General features: G+C 57.5%; 11 protein-coding genes and 1 tRNA gene. 6 read left to right on the top strand and 6 right to left on the bottom strand.

The window, feature by feature from the left end; genetic code table 11:
• Window positions 1-82: 82 nt before the first annotated feature.
• The 4 genes from hutG (at window position 83) to AC2FH2_RS05490 (ending at window position 3,010) form a co-directional block, all read left to right on the top strand.
• Window positions 83-886 (top strand): N-formylglutamate deformylase, encoded by an 804-nt coding sequence (hutG, locus tag AC2FH2_RS05505; protein WP_496823112.1) that lies wholly within the window; start codon window positions 83-85, stop codon window positions 884-886.
• A 44-nt stretch (window positions 887-930) separates the two neighbouring features.
• On the top strand, window positions 931-2,307 hold the full coding sequence (locus AC2FH2_RS05500) for a formimidoylglutamate deiminase (RefSeq protein ID WP_496823111.1): 1,377 nt from the start codon (window positions 931-933) through the stop codon (window positions 2,305-2,307).
• Between the two features lie 63 nt (window positions 2,308-2,370).
• Window positions 2,371-2,619, top strand: a complete 249-nt coding sequence (locus AC2FH2_RS05495; protein ID WP_496823110.1) for a hypothetical protein — start codon at window positions 2,371-2,373, stop codon at window positions 2,617-2,619.
• A 313-nt stretch (window positions 2,620-2,932) separates the two neighbouring features.
• Window positions 2,933-3,010 (top strand) — tRNA-Arg (locus AC2FH2_RS05490).
• A gap of 37 nt (window positions 3,011-3,047) precedes the next feature.
• On the opposite strand, the gene AC2FH2_RS05485 is transcribed toward AC2FH2_RS05490, so the two are convergent.
• The 6 genes from AC2FH2_RS05485 to AC2FH2_RS05460 are packed head-to-tail and all read right to left on the bottom strand — an operon-like array spanning window position 3,048 to window position 13,746.
• On the bottom strand, window positions 3,048-5,030 hold the full coding sequence (locus AC2FH2_RS05485; protein ID WP_271948284.1) for a DNA/RNA non-specific endonuclease: 1,983 nt from the start codon (window positions 5,028-5,030) through the stop codon (window positions 3,048-3,050).
• Window positions 5,031-5,066: 36 nt separating this feature from the next.
• Window positions 5,067-8,204 (bottom strand): ATP-binding protein, encoded by a 3,138-nt coding sequence (locus AC2FH2_RS05480; protein ID WP_496823109.1) that lies wholly within the window; start codon window positions 8,202-8,204, stop codon window positions 5,067-5,069.
• Complete coding sequence (locus AC2FH2_RS05475; protein WP_496823108.1) at window positions 8,201-10,009, bottom strand: S1 family peptidase; 1,809 nt, start codon at window positions 10,007-10,009, stop codon at window positions 8,201-8,203. Before AC2FH2_RS05475 ends, AC2FH2_RS05480 begins: the two co-directional genes overlap by 4 nt.
• A gap of 7 nt (window positions 10,010-10,016) precedes the next feature.
• Window positions 10,017-11,624 (bottom strand): S8 family peptidase, encoded by a 1,608-nt coding sequence (locus AC2FH2_RS05470; RefSeq protein ID WP_281972481.1) that lies wholly within the window; start codon window positions 11,622-11,624, stop codon window positions 10,017-10,019.
• Window positions 11,611-12,312, bottom strand: coding sequence for a copper chaperone (locus tag AC2FH2_RS05465; protein ID WP_281995353.1), 702 nt, complete (start codon window positions 12,310-12,312; stop codon window positions 11,611-11,613). The genes AC2FH2_RS05470 and AC2FH2_RS05465 overlap by 14 nt, the downstream gene beginning before the upstream one ends.
• A gap of 6 nt (window positions 12,313-12,318) precedes the next feature.
• A complete protein-coding gene (locus AC2FH2_RS05460) occupies window positions 12,319-13,746 on the bottom strand; it encodes a tyrosinase family protein (RefSeq protein ID WP_496823107.1) in 1,428 nt (475 codons plus the stop codon).
• Between the two features lie 365 nt (window positions 13,747-14,111).
• Here AC2FH2_RS05460 and iolG point away from each other — a divergent pair, with 365 nt between their 5' ends.
• Entirely contained in the window at window positions 14,112-15,125 is a 1,014-nt protein-coding gene (gene iolG / locus AC2FH2_RS05455; protein WP_496823106.1) for an inositol 2-dehydrogenase, read from the top strand.
• A gap of 117 nt (window positions 15,126-15,242) precedes the next feature.
• Window positions 15,243-16,163 carry a sugar ABC transporter substrate-binding protein gene (locus tag AC2FH2_RS05450; RefSeq protein WP_142635704.1) on the top strand — a complete coding sequence of 307 codons (921 nt, stop codon included), beginning with the start codon at window positions 15,243-15,245 and terminating at the stop codon, window positions 16,161-16,163.
• The last annotated feature ends 22 nt before the right edge of the window (window positions 16,164-16,185 follow it).

Genomic DNA, 16,185 nt, shown 5'->3' with positions numbered 1-16,185 from the left:
AGCTTTTGGGGCGGTAAAAAATGTCGGTTTTCGTCGGTCCGCCGAATTATGGGCTGACAGAACATCAAACAAAGGGAACGCGATGGCTGTTCAGAATCTGATGACGTTTAAGGCGGGTTCAACGCCGATTTTGCTGAATGTCCCACATGCCGGAACCTTGCTGCATCCGGAGGTAGAACGCCGTTTGCGACCCGCCGCGCTGGAGCTGAAGGATACGGATTGGCACATGGACAAGCTGGCGCTGCCTTGTGCCGAATTGGGTGTGGGTGTCATGGCGGCGCAGTATTCGCGCTATGTGGTGGACCTGAACCGTTCAGCTGATGACGCGCCGCTTTATTCCGGTCCGACAACCGGCCTGATATCGCAAATCGATTTTGACGGTCAGCCGCTTTATCTGGAAGGGCAAGAGCCAGATGGGCAAGAGACAAAGGCGCGCATCCAATTCTATTGGGCACCGTATCATCAGGCGCTCAAGGCTGAGATTCTGCGGATCAGGGCGCAGTTTGGCACCTGCATACTGTTGGATCTGCATTCCATCCGTTCCGAGGTGCCAAGGCTGTTTGATGGGGTGCTGCCGGATTTGAATCTGGGCACAAATAGCGGGGCCAGCACAGCCGCGCGCTTTGAGGCCTGCGCCGAAAGATCGCTGGGGTCCGGCCAATACAGCTTTGTCAAAAACGGCCGCTTTAAGGGAGGCTATATTACCCGGCACTATGGCCAACCCGACCAGAACATTCATGCGCTGCAACTCGAAATTGCACAGTCCACCTATATGATCGAGCACGCCCCTTGGGACCTTGTGCCCCCTAAGGCAGAGATGCTTGGCGCCGCGATCAAGAACCTTGTTACCGCGTTGCTGGATGAGGTTAACACCACCCGTGGATGACCCAAACAGACTCGCCGATACGGCATCCAAGTAAAGGAAAGTGGATGACAACTGGATTTCATTTCAAACAGGCACTGACGGACCAGGGCTGGCTTAGCAATATCTCCGTAACCGTTACGGAATCTGGTGAGTTCGGAGCACTGGTCGCGGACGACAATCCCAACGCCTATCCGGTGATTGAAAGCCCGGTTGTGCCAGGCATGCCCAACCTGCACAGTCATTCCTTTCAATACGCGATGGCGGGGTTATCAGAAGTGCGCCGGAATCCGGTCGACAGCTTCTGGTCCTGGCGCGAAATGATGTATTATTTCGCTCATAACGTATCGCCCGAGGACCTGCAGGCAATCACTGCCAAGCTGTATATGGAATTGCTCAAAGGCGGCTATACCGAGATTGTCGAGTTTCATTATCTGCACAACGAAGAGGATGGAGCGTACTACGCCCGACCTGAGGAGCTGTCTTCTGCTATTGTCTCTGCTGCAGATCGAACGAGCCTCAGCCTGACGCATCTTCCGGTGTTTTATGCACACGCAAATTTCGGTGGCGTGTCTCCGCAAGATGCTCAGAGGCGATTCACCAACACACGTGATCAATACGCTTTGCTGATCGAAACCCTGAAGCAGCAGCATGAAAAGCTTAACCTCGGAATCGCGCCGCATTCCCTGCGCGCCGTAACCGAGGATGAAATGTCATGGCTTATGGAGCTTCGGCAAGACCAGTTGCCGGGGTGTCCAGTTCACATCCATGTGGCCGAACAGACCAAAGAGGTGGAAGACAGTATCGCCCATAGTGGCAAACGCTCTGTTTCGGCGCTGATGGACCAGGTCCAGATTGACGCCGCGTGGTGCCTGATCCATGCCACCCATCTGGATGATGCCGAGGTTGCGGCCATTGCCGCTTCGGGCGCGACCGTGGGTCTGTGCCCGCTGACGGAATCAAATCTTGGAGACGGGATTTTCCGGGCGGTCGATTTCGTGGCAGCAAATGGCCATTTTGGTATCGGCTCGGACAGCAACATCTGTACCCAGGCAGTTCAGGAGCTGCGCACACTGGAATATAGTCAGCGCCTGCTGCACCGGCAGCGCAATGTTATGTGCTCCAAGGACATGCCCAATGTTGGCGGTTATCTCTGGCAAGCCGCCGCCCAAGGTGGAGCGCGTGCAGCCGGGCGCAATATCGGCCGTATCGCAGAAGGGTGCCGTGCCGATTTTGTAGAACTGTCTTACGATAGGAATGGTCTGATGGCGGCGGTGTCGCCCGGAGCCGTGCTGGATTTCCACATGTTCTCGGGTCAGCAGGCAGAAATCATTGCCGTCTATGTTGCTGGTCAAAAGGTCATTGAAGATGGTCAGCACCCCGATCACGAGTCCATCGACGCCGGATATATTTCCACCATGCGTCGGTTGGCGCAAAAACTATGATGAAGGGTGAATAGAACCAACGGAACTCATTACTGCGCGAGCTTAAGAACCTTGGGGCACTTGGTGCTGGTCAGGCTGAAAACATTGTCCGAGATCGCCAAGGAATTTTTGTCACCCAGCCCATTGGTTTCGAACATTCCAGTTGGTTCGCGCCTTCCGTACCTTGTCACATCAATGGCGGGCGTGATGCTGGCGGATCTGAGCGAAACGGAACTGGATCACCGTACCCCCCCCATGACGGGTCTGGGCATGTGTGCGGTGCTATTAACAATTCCGGCCACCGCAATCAGCTGGGATCTGCGGAAGATCTGATCAAACAGGTTTGCCACTGCGCGGCGCAATATCAAATTGCAGTGATGCAGGTGACGGCATCCCAGTTTGCCGATGTATTCCGTCATCGTGACAGGCTGCAAATGCGGCCTGAATTAGTCTGGTAAGTTCGACTCGGTTAGGGCCTTTTGAGGCATGGCTTCGAGGTGCAGTTCACCCAGCAATCAAGGTACCTGTATAAGCTTGCTCCGGTCAGAGATAATGCTGAAATCAGAGAGGTTTTTTGCCCCAAAACCTCATCTCTCCATCAAGTTGACAAGGCGAGGGATTTGGCTGATACAGCCAGAATATGAGCGGGCCGTTAGCTCAGCTGGATTAGAGCAGGGAACTTCTAATTCTCAGGTCGGGGGTTCGAGTCCTCCACGGCTCGCCAAATGCACAATTCCTAATTGAGTATACATCCGCCACCCTCAGATTACGACGTTGGCAAAGCTCTCGACTGTGACGATCGGACGTGGTTGTCCCGCCAGGCTTTCTGCATCGGTCAGACGCTGCGCCAATGGGTCGGCATCGCTAAGGGGGCCAAAGTTCAGCCCGGTTAATTTTTCCAAATCCCGGACGCGGATCTGGAATGTCTTATAGGCACCAAACTCAAATCCACCGACAGATTCCACGCTCCCCTGGTTCGAGAGCATCTGTTGGATGACCTCAACCTGGCTGAGCACATAGGCGGTGGAATGAAGGCGAAGAATGCCTTCGCTGCCATCCTCTTCGGCCAGCATGGTCACAAGCTTGAAGAACTTCAGGGGTACCGGCGATCCGGTATCTTTCAACATCGGCTCGTCACCGGTCAGGATTGGTCCGGTGAACACACAGGCCTTGAATCCATGTGTGCGCACATTTGTCATGATAAAGTTCTCAAGACCCAACCATTGCGCGTGGCTCCGGTTAAAGGCCCGGTGCTGCGGGGCAGCAGCGGTATAGTGAAAGCTGTCATCATTGGCCTGTTTGGCCTGTGCATCATCGACACCCCAATTTGTCGCCGCACGGCGAACCAGGTGGCCCCGGTCAATATCTGCGTGATCATAATCCTCTTTGCCGAGTTGGACATTTGCCGGGATGCGCAGGTCAGCGAACCACTTGTCGCTACCTCGTTTTTGCGGTCGGGTCTTGGCACCATCGATATTCAGCGCGGCAATGATCGGTGTTTTGAAAGTCGCAGAATAGAGAATGCCGAAATTCTGATAGCGCAATTCGTTGGGGCGTTCCGGGGTCGCATCCGACGGAGTGGCAAGTCCAAACGCATTCGGTACCACCGGCAGAGGCACCTCTGCCACTTGAAGGAAGTCCGGGTTGTACCCGTCGCGCGGTTCAAAATGGTCTGCGTCATGGTTTCCGTCAGGTCGTTCTGGCCGGACGATTTCAGTTCCGGGGATCGAGGTCGGCACCGCCCCGTCCAACAATGCGTTGACCGTGCTGATCCTGACCGCCGAGTTTCCGACGCCGAAGGTACCTGCATAATGCAGACCAACCGCTTTGCCGCTGTCCAACGAGATCACAGGCGAGCCCGAGTTGCCGCCCAAAGTCGTGCAGTCATGGCGCAGGATCGTCACGCCGCCATCTTCGATGAGAAATCCGGGCGAAAAGCGTTTCACGTCATACAGGTCGTTGAAATAGTTGGACATCTGCGTGGGGTCATTGCGCAGGGAATCCTTGGCGGGATACCCGATCACCGCGACGCATTCGCCGTGCTGCGCATCCGTATCGGCGCGCGGGATCGGCGTAGGCGTGAAATTGGCCGTATCTGCGGGCAGGTCGATCTTTCCAAGCGCGATATCTGCGGCCGCATCTTCGGCGATATAGGTGAACTTGCGAATGTCGAAAAGCCGGTCGGGGTCGGGTGTCGAGCCGACCTCTTCCAGGAAATCTATCCGGGCGCCATAGCGGGCATTGCCGGGGGCAAACATGAAGACACCATCGCCCAGGAAACTGCGCCGCGCGACCAGCTTGGCAACATGGCGATTGGTGATGATCAGCAGATGGTCGTCCTTCTTTTCGATCACCCAGCCAGTGCCACCCCAGCTAAAGTCATGATTGATAAACTCGATCCGCCCGACCGAGGCGATATTGTCTTCGGCCTTGCCGATACGAATGTCGATATCCGGCGGAAAGTCGGATGACAGCGATTGTTTGCCTTCAACCTTGCCGCCACGCACAATCAGGGGAGGGCGTCCCACGGCGCGCACGATGGCTTCAAGTTGCGAGGGCGTAGAGCCAAAGCTTTCCAGCTTGTTCAGCTGCGCGCCCATCAGTTCACGGGCACGATCCGGCGTCAGGCCCATTTCGCCAAGAATGCCGGGACTGGCATCCAGAACCTCGCGCGCCTTGTCGATCGCGCCGGCATTTCCAAGGCCTTCCAGCCGGTTGAAGGTTTCCTTTTCGAAATCGCTCATGACATTGGTTCCTCAGCTAATATGAAGTTTTCTAAGTCAATCGGTCTGACCTTTGGGATCGAGGTAATCTGGCCGCATCCCGGTTTCGACAAGCATGGCCAGCGCCGGGTGAAACACCACCGGCGCCCGGCTTTTGGTCAGCCGACCCAGGATGGCCTCGGGTCCTGACCCCTGGGTAAGCCCTTTGGCAACACTCGCCAGACGGCGTTGCAGGGTCTGAGTGGATTTCTTGCGCCCTTCGTTCAATGGGTCCGCCCAAAAGCTAAGAACACGGTCTGCCAGGCCATGACTGCCACGTTCCAAAAGCTCGAGGGTTCGGCTGGACGTCAGGTCGCTCCATTTCCGAGAGGAATTCCATTCCGGAGGCGGGGGCGACGGGAAGGCCCAATAGCCGCCGATGACCTGCTGCCAACGTCTGGCCGCACGCGCAAGCGTTGGGAGATCGGGAATCGGGTGGTAAAAGCTGTATCCTTCGGCCCAGTCCGAGGTCAGGCCCATGGCGCGCAGCAATGACAGCACGTCGGTGGGCCGGTCGGACATCTGGGCCATTGCGTCATCGATCCCCTGCAGGCCCGGGGCAAAGATGTCAGCCGCCTCATACAGGCCGGTGGCAAGGTTGGACAAATCGCTCAGAACACGACCCCGGCCGCTCACCTGAAACTCGTCGACAAGTGCCAGCATCCGGTCGAAATAGGGGTTCAACGGGGCCAGGGCGAGCCCGTAATCATCCGTCGGTAAGTCTGGGTTGGGCATGTCTGGTTCCGAATACTCCAACCCGAATTCCTGACGGATACCCCCCGCGAAGCGCAGTCTTTCATAGGTTAGTTCACGCGGGCCGTGATCCAGATAGGGGGCGATCAGGCCCAGAACCTCATGATCCCCCTCAAAGCTCATGCCCATTGCGATAAGCGCGAATTCCAGCGCTGCGGACTGCATTCCAATCCGGGATGATCGGTTCACAACGCGCAACGCGACTTCGTGGAATTCCTTGTCGTGCAGGTTCTCGATCAACTGTCTGAACCGGAACTCCCCCAATACCTCCAGCAGGATGCGGCCTTCCAGCTCGGGCCGCTCGTGCATTTGCCTTAGCACTGTGTCTTCGGGCAGAAGGTTGAACAGATCACGTGCCATGGACCAATGACCGCTTTGCCAGTTGTGGCACAGGATCAGGATACCAACCTCGCTTGCCGGAACATAGGCGCCCCGCAGCCCCTCGCGGATGATATGGGTCGCTTCGCGACGCTGGCCCTGTTCCAACATCGCGCGCAGGTCATTGACAGCGCGCTCATCCGGTGAGGCGACATATCCGCGGCTTTTGATAATCTGCGCCCGTGCAGTGGCCGCTTTTGGGGAAATTTGTACCAGTTTCGATGGGGGCAGATCGGAACCGCTGTCCAGCCCGGCTGCGCTGTATTCCCGCTGCTCGGTCTTTTGCACCGGGGCCGAACGCTGGCCGCGTGCCTGACGGATCAGGTCCTGCGCGTCGATTGGCAGCTCGGTCAGAAGATGTTCGGGGAAGCGTTCGGCCAATGAGGGGTCGATGCTTGGCGCGGCTTCTCCGACGCGCATAAGCTGAAGCGAATGGTACAGGAACAGCAGCGGATCGCGGTCGGCGTAATACGCACAGGCCGCGCGGTTGACCTGCGCGGTTTCGATGGGGCTTTGGCTGTAGGTCGGTTCCAACAGGTCCCGCCGCATATCGGCCTTATGGGTCAGTTGACCTTCGGTGGCGGCGTCCATCAGCCAGGATTGCAGACCAAGATCCGCGACGATTGTGCCTGCTTCGTCGCTGAGGTCGCCCAGCCCAAGCGCCGGTGCGACGATGCCGTTCAGATTGTCGGCGTTTATCTCGCTAAGAACCATGCCGTAATTGGCAATGCCGCGCAGATGCACGGGCAGGCGCGATGTGACGGCCCGGTTTACGATGCCTGCAGCAATCGGGTCATTCTCGTCTTCGGAGACTTCGGCCAATCGGCCCTCGGTCTGCACCTCGTCAATCAACAGCCGCAATTTCAACGGGTTGCCCTGACAGCGCAAAATGATCTGATCGCGGAATTCCTCGGGGATTCCGGCCTCATCCAGCGTTTGATTGACCAACTCGTCTTCGATCTGGTCGAGCTTGATGTATTCGCCCCGTCTTGGGTGATCATCGCCGAAAATCGGCCCGCGACCGGCAGAGATGATCGATACTTCGATCTGTTCCTTTTCCACAAAACGGTCCAGATCGCTCATCAGGTTGTTCACGAAAGTAGCGCCCTGACCATCCAGAACTTCAAGCGTATCCAGCAGGATAACCAGGCGCAGACCGGCATCAGCCACCGCATTGATCATCGCCCGGATCAACTGACGCGGTGTAAGGTCCGAGCTTTCGTAGATCTCTCGGGTGACCTGTTCGGAATAGCGCAGCCGCAATCTGCGCAAATCGGGCGCCGCCTGTGGTATCGCGGTGCCGATCTGGCGCGAGACCTCTTCAAAGATCGGACCGGTCTGCAATGAGGGCTGATCGAAATCCAGCCGGATCAGGATGACGTCTTTGCGTTCGCTTGTAATCTGGATGATGCGTTCCAGAAGGTAGGATTTTCCGATCCCGTACTGACCTTCGATATGCAGGGTTTTCAAAGGGGCATGGCGCAACGGATGGTCGATCCAGCGTTGAATCTTGTCGATTTCGCTGACACGCCCCACGAATTTTTCGCCCAGGCGCTCTTTTGATCGGCGCTCGCGTCTGAGCAGGTTCAATCGGCTGCGCAGCCTGAACAGGCGGTCATATCCCGGCGCTTTTTGGCCTGCACGCTCTAACGTGACAAGGTGCTGCGACAGGTTTTGTTCATCTGTTTCCGCCTCGATAAGGTGATCCAGAGCGCTCGGTGCGAAACCTTCTCTTCCCGACAGAGCCTGCACGATATCGGTCTGCGTTGACGCCGAGTCGAACTCTTCGATCCCGGATAATTCGCGATGTCGTGCAGTCAGGCGCAGTATCCATTTCGTAGAGCTGCCCGACTTATCAACATGGCTCAACTCGCGCAGGGATGACATCAGCCGGGCCCGTAGCACCCGGTTGCCGTACTCATCTTCGCTCAGCACCTCGCGCATAAGCTGCCGTGGTTCAAATGCCCCTCGAAGGGCTGCAGCGCGCAGCAGGCGCGAACGAAGTTCTTCCTGCGCCTGGTTCATTCTTCTATCTCCAGAAAGCGTTTGGCCTCTTGGCGAACACGGGTGACAACGGTTTCCAGATGTTCGCCATCGAATTCACCTGTGTTGTCAGGGCTCAACCCGGCCAGAGCAGAGTCCACCATTGCCCGTCGAGCAGCCGGTGTCAGCTCTTTTGCCGGGTCAAGCGAAGTGATCATGCTGTTAATTGTAGCCTCAACATCGCTACGTGTGAATGGTCCCAGCTCTTCCACCAATAGGCCGCTGCGCTGCGCGCCGTCGACAGCGCCGACATTGGCAAAACGCAGGGGGGACAGGCGATAGGTCTCATAACCTGCGAGGATCAGGCGCAGGTTCTCGGATGTGGGCAAGCATTTGGCGATGTGCTCGAACTGTACCTGGGCACGTGGTGAGAGCCCTTCGGGCGGGTTGTCGAAATAGATCCACCATGTTTGCCCTGCGGTTTGGGCGGCCAGGTCCATGTCCGCAATCAGGGTCTCCGCGCGGCTGCCCTCGAATGCAACATCGGTGGTCTGGGCGGCGGTTGTTCCAGCAGCAGCGTCTGGCGAGGCGACGGTCCCGTTGGCCTTCTCGGCGAGATCAGCAAGTAAATCGTCCGTATTCAGGGTCGGCCCCAAACGGATGCAACGATGTTGCGGCGCGGCGTTAGGTGCTTCTTGCATCAGCAGATAGGATTCCAGCATGTCATAGCTGAATCCGAGACCGCGAATAGACGTCGTATCCTCGCGCCTGATCCAGATCCCACGCAGTTTGGATTTGGGATGATCCAGCATATGGGCAAGCCCGGTTACGAATTGGTTGCGGCCGATGATGATGGTTCCGTCAATGTCGCGGCTCAGCGACCACATGTCCCGCTGGTTCGAGTTCTTGCTGATCAGATCCTGGAAATCGGGGTCATCGTGGAACTGCTCGAAAGGGACAAGCCGTTTGGTCGTCTCCCATTTGCCCTGGTGGATGCCCAAAAACCTGAACTGGCTGTCAAAACCGGGGCCACCTGATGAGCCACCGGATGTGTCGATGTCATGAGGGAACCGTTTGGCTCCGGGTTCGCGGTGTACCTTGCCGGGCATGAACCCCTTGGTGACACCTTCGGGGTAGTGGACCAATGTGAACAGGTCTGCACCCTCAAAATCGGGGGGATCGCCGGTCACATCGACACTGCCATAGGTATGCCCCAGCGGCAGGAATATCCGCAGCAGCGCGATATCCACCTCATCGCCCGGCGGCAGGTTCCCGGCCTTTTCACTGTCGTGATAGGGCCAGAGCTTTACGCATTTTGCCCGGTACCGCTTTTCGTCCGAGGCAAGTATTTCAAGCCGAGGGTCGACCCCGGCGGGCACGGAGTTTAGCGGGTCCAGAACATGGGCTGCAGTCAGCACCAGATTGGGGGCAACAAACGCGCCGGAGCCTTCGAATGTGTTGTTGATCCAGATCTGACAGCGAAAGCTCTCTGCGCGTGGGGCAAAATCGCCCAATGCAGCAAAGTCGAACGAATTATTCGCCGGTGTGCCGATCAGGGTGCCGTCAAACCGAGCGGTGTTTTCGGCAAAAATCAGGTTACGGTCGCGCGGCACAGGGTCCGCGCCGCGCGCGCGCAGAAAATTGAGGAACTGCTTGACCTTCGCAGCGTCGACCAGAATTTCCAGCAAGACATCAGCAAGCGTTTCTCCGATATCTTCGTCTACACTTTCTTCGACGGCCTCATAGTTCACCGGGTCATCAGGGTCGGGAAACAGCGCGGTCAATGCATGACGCACAATCGGCTCATGCTTTCGGATCGCAATCCGGATATGCGCTGCATTCACCATCCGTGGCTTATCCCATGCCCAAATAGGCGCTGAGGGCCGGTTTGTCCGACAATGCGGTGTCCAGCCCCGAGGTCGGGGCGTCTTCTCCAACCATGGCCTCGGCCCCACCATCGCTTTCGGCGATGCGTTTGCGGGCCCCACGGCGATAGCTGAGCCAGATGATCTCATTGGCGTAATCGGCCATGTCAGGGGTAACCTCTCCGGCGGCGGTGCTGTCTGTTCCCGCAAGATGCGAGACCAGAATGTTCAATGTTGGGGTCGCATTCGGATCGGGTGCCGCCGGGCTTTCGGCGCCTGTGGGTAGCGGCGCGTCCAGGACCGCCTGAGCGTTGATGATGCCCGCGCCAAGATCGGTGGCCCCGTTCCAGACGGCTGGCTTGTTCATCCCGTGTTTGGCACAGTGCAACCACATCGCCTGAACGGTGGTCCCAGCATTCTGGGCCTTTTGCAACAGCGCCGCCCGACCGCCGTGATGTGCGACCCACAGCGCTGCAACGCCTCCAGTCATTGAGGTGGCAAGCGTGGTACCCTGGCTGGCGCGGATACCCGAGTTTGGGTCGGTCGCCTTGTTCTTGGCCGCGCCCCACACGTTTTCGCCATAGGCCGAAAAGCTGACCTCGGGGCCACGCCCAGTTTTGCGCCAGGGGCGTCTGTCGGGCTGCAGTGCAGCGACAGCTGTGCAGATTTCCAGTGATGCATAGGCGGCGGGAAAGACCACGTTCGGATAACAGTTGCCCGCGGCGCAGACGATGACCAGTCCGGCCTGTACCGCATTGCGCAGCGCCTGTTCGGTTGAAGAGACCCGCACCGGCCCGCCAAGCGCCATCACGATGACATCGGCGTTTTGGTTGACCGCATGAGAGATTGCCGCAGGAATACGCAGCTGTGTCATGTCGATCACCGATTTGATCGCCCGGATTGGCAGAACCTTGGCCGCAGGGGCCGTACCGGTTATCGCCCCCGGCGAGGTGGTATCGCCATTCATATCGGCCCCGCCCCGCGATCCGACGACCGAGGTGACAAGCGTGCCATGACCAGGATGTTTAAGGACGCCGCCTGAAAACCGGTCACGCGCATCCCCGTTCCCTTCGACAAAATTCCACATGCCGTTGGTTTCAATCACGCCCGCCAGTTCGCTATGGTCGGAATAGCCCGTGTCGATCACCGCGACCTTGCTGCCCTGACCCCGGGTGTGCTGCCAGGCCAGCGGTGTCTTGATCCGTTTGTGGTGCCAGCCATAGGGCCGAGAGTTGTCGCGCTTGGTTTCGCAGAAACTGAGAAAGCTTTCCGTACCCACATGTGCAGCCCCGTACAGGCTGTCTGGCAAGACCGGGTTGGCCTCGGCTACGTCCAGCGCCATACGGAGGGCACGGCCAAATGCAAAAACCTCACGCTCTTGGCCTTTTGGATCGATCTCGGGGAATTCAACAAAGAAAAATCGATCCGCATCTGCGTCGAAGACCGCTTGGGTACTGGTGGCAACATCAGGAAGTGCACTACCCACACGTTCTTGAATAGCCGACAACGATTGCGGTGTATCCGAGACCACTTCAATGACTAGCGGATCGCCGTCGAGCGAGACATCGGACCTTGTTAGGGCGTCATATTCCTGCATGGCAAATATCCTTATACAAAAGCAAAAGATGGTGGGGCGCATGGGCCAACGCCGTAAGCGCCAGCGCGGTCAGCAACAGGGTGAATGCGCTGGCGCGGGGGTCGGGGCGAAGAACGGCGCGCTCCGACAGGATGATCACTGTCAAAAAGATCATGACGGCAAAGTCGTGGGTCCCCAGCATGACAAGCATCATCGGCAAGCAAGAGGTGATGCAATCGCGCGCATAGGTCAGCCCAAAGATCAGCACATCGCGGTCGGCACTTGGACCAAAGGCGGCCAGGACCGGACGGCTGTGGCATTTCCTTAATGCGCTGCGTTTTTGCGGGCTGAACTGCCATGCTGCGGCGCACAGGCAAGCCAACGGTGCAAACACGGTTTGGTGCAGAACCGGCGCCAGAAGAAACGCAGCAAGCGCGCCTGCGACCAGCCAGGCCAACAGATATGGCAGAACAAACAGAAGTGCCGCGCGTGATCTTCGATCTGCGAAGCTGCGCGCGCGGACATGTGCGATCTGCGGAACAAGCGTTGGAAGCATCATCGCCAGAACCATCGCCGGCCAATGCAATGAGGGCGCGGGCACCAAAGCAAGCCAAAGCCATGCAAGCGCGGCCACGCCAAGTGTCGTGCGTATTTCGATATCGGCCCGTCCAAACAGGCGAGGGCGATCTATTCCGGTAGCCGACGCCATGGGCGATCAGTCGAAATAAAGGTTTATGCGGCCGATCTCAATGTCTGGCTGCTGTTCTGTTGGGGCGATCTGTTCCAACCCTGGTACTTGGCCAAAGGCCTGGCTGTCATCAAACATCCGTTGAAACCGGATTTGCAACCTGTTGGCGTCGCCTTGGCTCAGCCCCAGTGCGAAGGCCAGCTTTGTGATCTCGTAAGTCACCGCAAGGCCGTTGCCGCCATGTGGGCCGTCCGGGTTGCTTGCCTGTTCAAGGCCAAACGGCGACAAGGTGCCGATAATCGCTGGCGGCAAAGCGTCATCCGGAAGATCCAGCATGACGCGGTAAGATCCGGGCATGCCACGGCCCTTGATCCCCTCAAGATGCAGGTGAACGCGCCGGGTGGTGCCGGGGGCCTCGGCGCCGGAAATCAACGCGACTGAAGTGTCGAGCTTTACGCCGGCAGTGGTCATTGCACCACGCAACTTGACCGGAGCTTCGCTTGCGCCGGCAAGCTCGGGTTCCTTGCCTGCCATGACGAACTCCTCTGCTGGAATGGCGGGTTCTACTGCTGGTGGAACGCCGTCATATTGAAACCCGTGCAGGACGTTTGTGCTGTCCAGCATTTCTTCGCTGTTGAAGGTGAATGCCGTGCCATCGCCATCATGCATCGAGAATGTCTGGCCAGTGCGCCACAGTGGCGAGGGTGGGGCGACATGGCTCGGGTCGGCGTTGCGCCAGACTTCCCATAGCCGATCAATGTTGCAATGGTGCAGCCAGAAAATCGGATCAAAGGCCGCAGTGGCCGGATTTGCCATAAAACCGCCAGAGCCCCCAATCCAAACGTGTATGTCGTTATGGGGCGTGCTTTCCAATGCGCCATTGTCCCCACCGCCGGGGTGAAACCCGGTTTGCGGGCCACCAAACCCTGATGAGAATCCGGGCGTATCATTGGTGAAATCTTCATGATCCAACGCATCCAGCGACACCACGTCGTCCGGAAATCCGAAATCTCCATTCACCACTACACGTCGGCGGGAAAACAGGAAGTTGCGCGTGCCGTCTGACTTGGTCGGCTCACGGAACGCCACAGGAAGGCGGCGCGCATTCGGGTTTTCTGACAGGGGTTGGGAATAGTCCCAATAAGGCAGCGCCCAATCCTGCGGCCCGCCCAGATCGGCGACGGCTTTGCCGACGACGGCCTCAAATGCGGTGATATATCCGCGGTGCCAGGGCAGGAAGAACCAGCTTTGGTGCTGGCATTGGTTCCAGAATTGTCCGGAACCGGGAATGTCCGGAAAATTCTGCGGCTGCCCATGAACTGCGCCCATGAAAAACCACGATGTCGGGTCTTCCAGATCTCGGTCCCAGAGAGCTTCGACAGCACGCTCATACCAGATCAGAGTTTCGTCGTTGGCTGGCAGGGTCCAAACGTTTTTGCGGATTCTTGTGGCCATAACAATACCTCAAACTGCAAATAAATCTTGGAATCTAATAATGCGCCGAGTGTAACACTTGCGTGGTTTTATGTTAACCAAAATGAATCCAAGCCATAGCAGGGTAGGCCTGGACAGGTGTTGACTGAGCCAATGTGCGTTTCCCAGACAAGGTGATTTCAGGGTGACGCGCGGCCTTTCGCTTGCGTTCTAAGTCAGAGGTGCCAGTTACTGTTTATTTGTGAATTGGACGGCCGCAGCTGCAGTGGGCACACTTGCCGAGTACCCGAAAACAAGGGTGAATTCGCGTATCTGTGAAATAATTCTTGCAACCGGTTGCAAAGAGAATCATTGTGGTGTCGAAAAAAGGGATTCGGGGGCGCGGGATGCTAAAAGTAGGATTGCTGGGGGCTGGGCGCATTGGGCGTGTTCACGCGCAGGCTATTGCGGCGCATCCTTACAGTGAACTGAGCGCGGTGTCTGATGCACTGCCCGAAGCGTCGGCGCGTTTGGCCGAGGAATTCGGGGCCAATGCGCGACAGTCACAAGAGATTATTTCCGATCCTTCGATAAATGCAGTGCTGATCGCCACGCCGACGGATACGCATTCCGACCTGATCGAAGCGGCCACCCAAGCCGGGAAAGCGGTATTGTGCGAGAAGCCGGTTGATTTGAGCCTTGAGAGGGCTGTCGCCTGTCAATCCGTTGCAAAAGCCACCGGCCAGCCCGTCATGGTCGGTTTCAATCGTCGATTCGACCCGAATTTTGCTGCTTTGAAGGCTGCGTTTGAGGCTGGTGAGGTCGGCAAGGCCGAGTTGTTGTCCATTACATCTTTCGACCCCGCGCCGCCACCGGTGAGCTATGTCAAAGTATCAGGAGGGCTGTTTCGGGACATGATGATTCATGATTTCGACATGGCGAACTTCCTGATGGGTGACCTGCCGGAAGTAATCTCGGCAGTGGGCACATCGGTTGTTGACCCCGAAATCGGTGCCGTAGGTGATGTGGACACGGCGGTCGTGACAATGACTTATGCCGATGGCCGGATCGCTGTGATCAAAAACTCTCGGCGTGCGGCTTATGGGTATGATCAGAGGGTTGAACTGCTGGGATCAGAAGGGATGCTTCAGGCGCAAAATATCCTTGAAAACTCAGTGGTTAAGTCAACTTCGAATGGCGTGACCGGTGCCAAGCCGACTTACTTTTTCCTTGAACGCTACATGTCTGCCTATCGCGCCGAATGGGATGCATTCGTTAGGTCAGTAAATTCTGGATCAGGGGTGCCTGTAACTCTGGACGACGGTGTCGCCGCGCTTGCTATGGCCGAGGCCGCAACCCGTTCTGCGCAGTCCGGACAGTCGATGGTTTTGGCCAAAGTTTTGAAACCGGTTGCAAAATGATCGGATATACGGAAACTTGGGGCAGCTTCGCCCCGGATCGGGGCGAAGAAGATTCGGTTTAATCGGAAGATTGGGGCCAAGACCCCAACACACTGTTCAAACGGGAGGAGAAACCATATGAATAATTTCTTTAAAGGCGCACTGGCAGCTGGTGCACTGGCGATGGCTACGCCTGCATTCGCGCAGGAGATCGTCGTTGTGTCTCATGGTCAGGCCAATGACGCCTTCTGGAACGTCGTGAAAAACGGCGTTGAGCAAGCGGGCAAGGATGTCGGCGTGAACGTGGAATACCGCGCACCCGAGACCTTTGACATGGTTGCGATGTCACAGCTGATCGACGCCGCCGTGAACCAGGAACCGGACGGGTTGATTGTCTCGATCCCGGATGCCGATGCGCTTGGCCCGTCAATCGAACGTGCTGTTGCTGCCGGAATTCCGGTGATCTCGATCAACTCGGGTTCGGACGTGTCCAAACAGCTGGGCGCATTGCTGCATGTCGGTCAGGACGAGTTTGATGCGGGCAAGGCCGCAGGCGAAAAGCTAGCTTCGATGGGTGGCGCAAATGCGATCTGTGTGAACCACGAAGTCGGAAATGTGGCGCTTGACCTGCGTTGCGCCGGTTTTGCCGAAGGCTTTGGTGGCAGCGTCGAAGTTCTGCCGACCTCGAACGATCCTTCAGAAATCGAAGCGAAGGTCTCGGCCGCTCTGGCCGCGAATGACGCTGTCGACACAGTCATGGCGCTGGGTGCAAGTTCGGCTGGTGAACCCACGGTAGCGGCTGTGAAAGCATCGGGCCGTGATGTGAACGTGGCCTCGTTCGACCTGTCTGCGAACTTCCTGCAGTCCATCGCCGATGGAGATGCGGCATTTGCCATTGACCAGCAGCAGTATCTGCAGGGCTATCTGTCTGTGAACTTCATGGGCCTGCATGCCAAATACGGTCTGATGCCAGGTGGCAACGTGCCATCGGGTCCGAACCTGATCACACAGGACAAGGCAGCCCAGGTTATCGACCTGTCGGCACAGGGTATCCGCTGATCCGTTTGGGACAGTGAAAAAC

The organism is Ruegeria sp. YTSA105 (assembly GCF_059610225.1).
This window is presented reverse-complemented; position numbering and strand designations above follow the sequence as displayed.

Coding starts and splice junctions, on each gene's coding strand:
- AC2FH2_RS05465 (WP_281995353.1), bottom strand. CDS start 12,312: ATGGCGTCGGCTACCGGAATAGATCGCCCTCGCCTGTTTGGACGGGCC.
- AC2FH2_RS05450 (WP_142635704.1), top strand. CDS start 15,243: ATGAATAATTTCTTTAAAGGCGCACTGGCAGCTGGTGCACTGGCGATG.
- AC2FH2_RS05480 (WP_496823109.1), bottom strand. CDS start 8,204: ATGAACCAGGCGCAGGAAGAACTTCGTTCGCGCCTGCTGCGCGCTGCA.
- AC2FH2_RS05500 (WP_496823111.1), top strand. CDS start 931: ATGACAACTGGATTTCATTTCAAACAGGCACTGACGGACCAGGGCTGG.
- AC2FH2_RS05460 (WP_496823107.1), bottom strand. CDS start 13,746: ATGGCCACAAGAATCCGCAAAAACGTTTGGACCCTGCCAGCCAACGAC.
- AC2FH2_RS05485 (WP_271948284.1), bottom strand. CDS start 5,030: ATGAGCGATTTCGAAAAGGAAACCTTCAACCGGCTGGAAGGCCTTGGA.
- iolG (WP_496823106.1), top strand. CDS start 14,112: ATGCTAAAAGTAGGATTGCTGGGGGCTGGGCGCATTGGGCGTGTTCAC.
- hutG (WP_496823112.1), top strand. CDS start 83: ATGGCTGTTCAGAATCTGATGACGTTTAAGGCGGGTTCAACGCCGATT.
- AC2FH2_RS05470 (WP_281972481.1), bottom strand. CDS start 11,624: ATGCAGGAATATGACGCCCTAACAAGGTCCGATGTCTCGCTCGACGGC.
- AC2FH2_RS05475 (WP_496823108.1), bottom strand. CDS start 10,009: ATGGTGAATGCAGCGCATATCCGGATTGCGATCCGAAAGCATGAGCCG.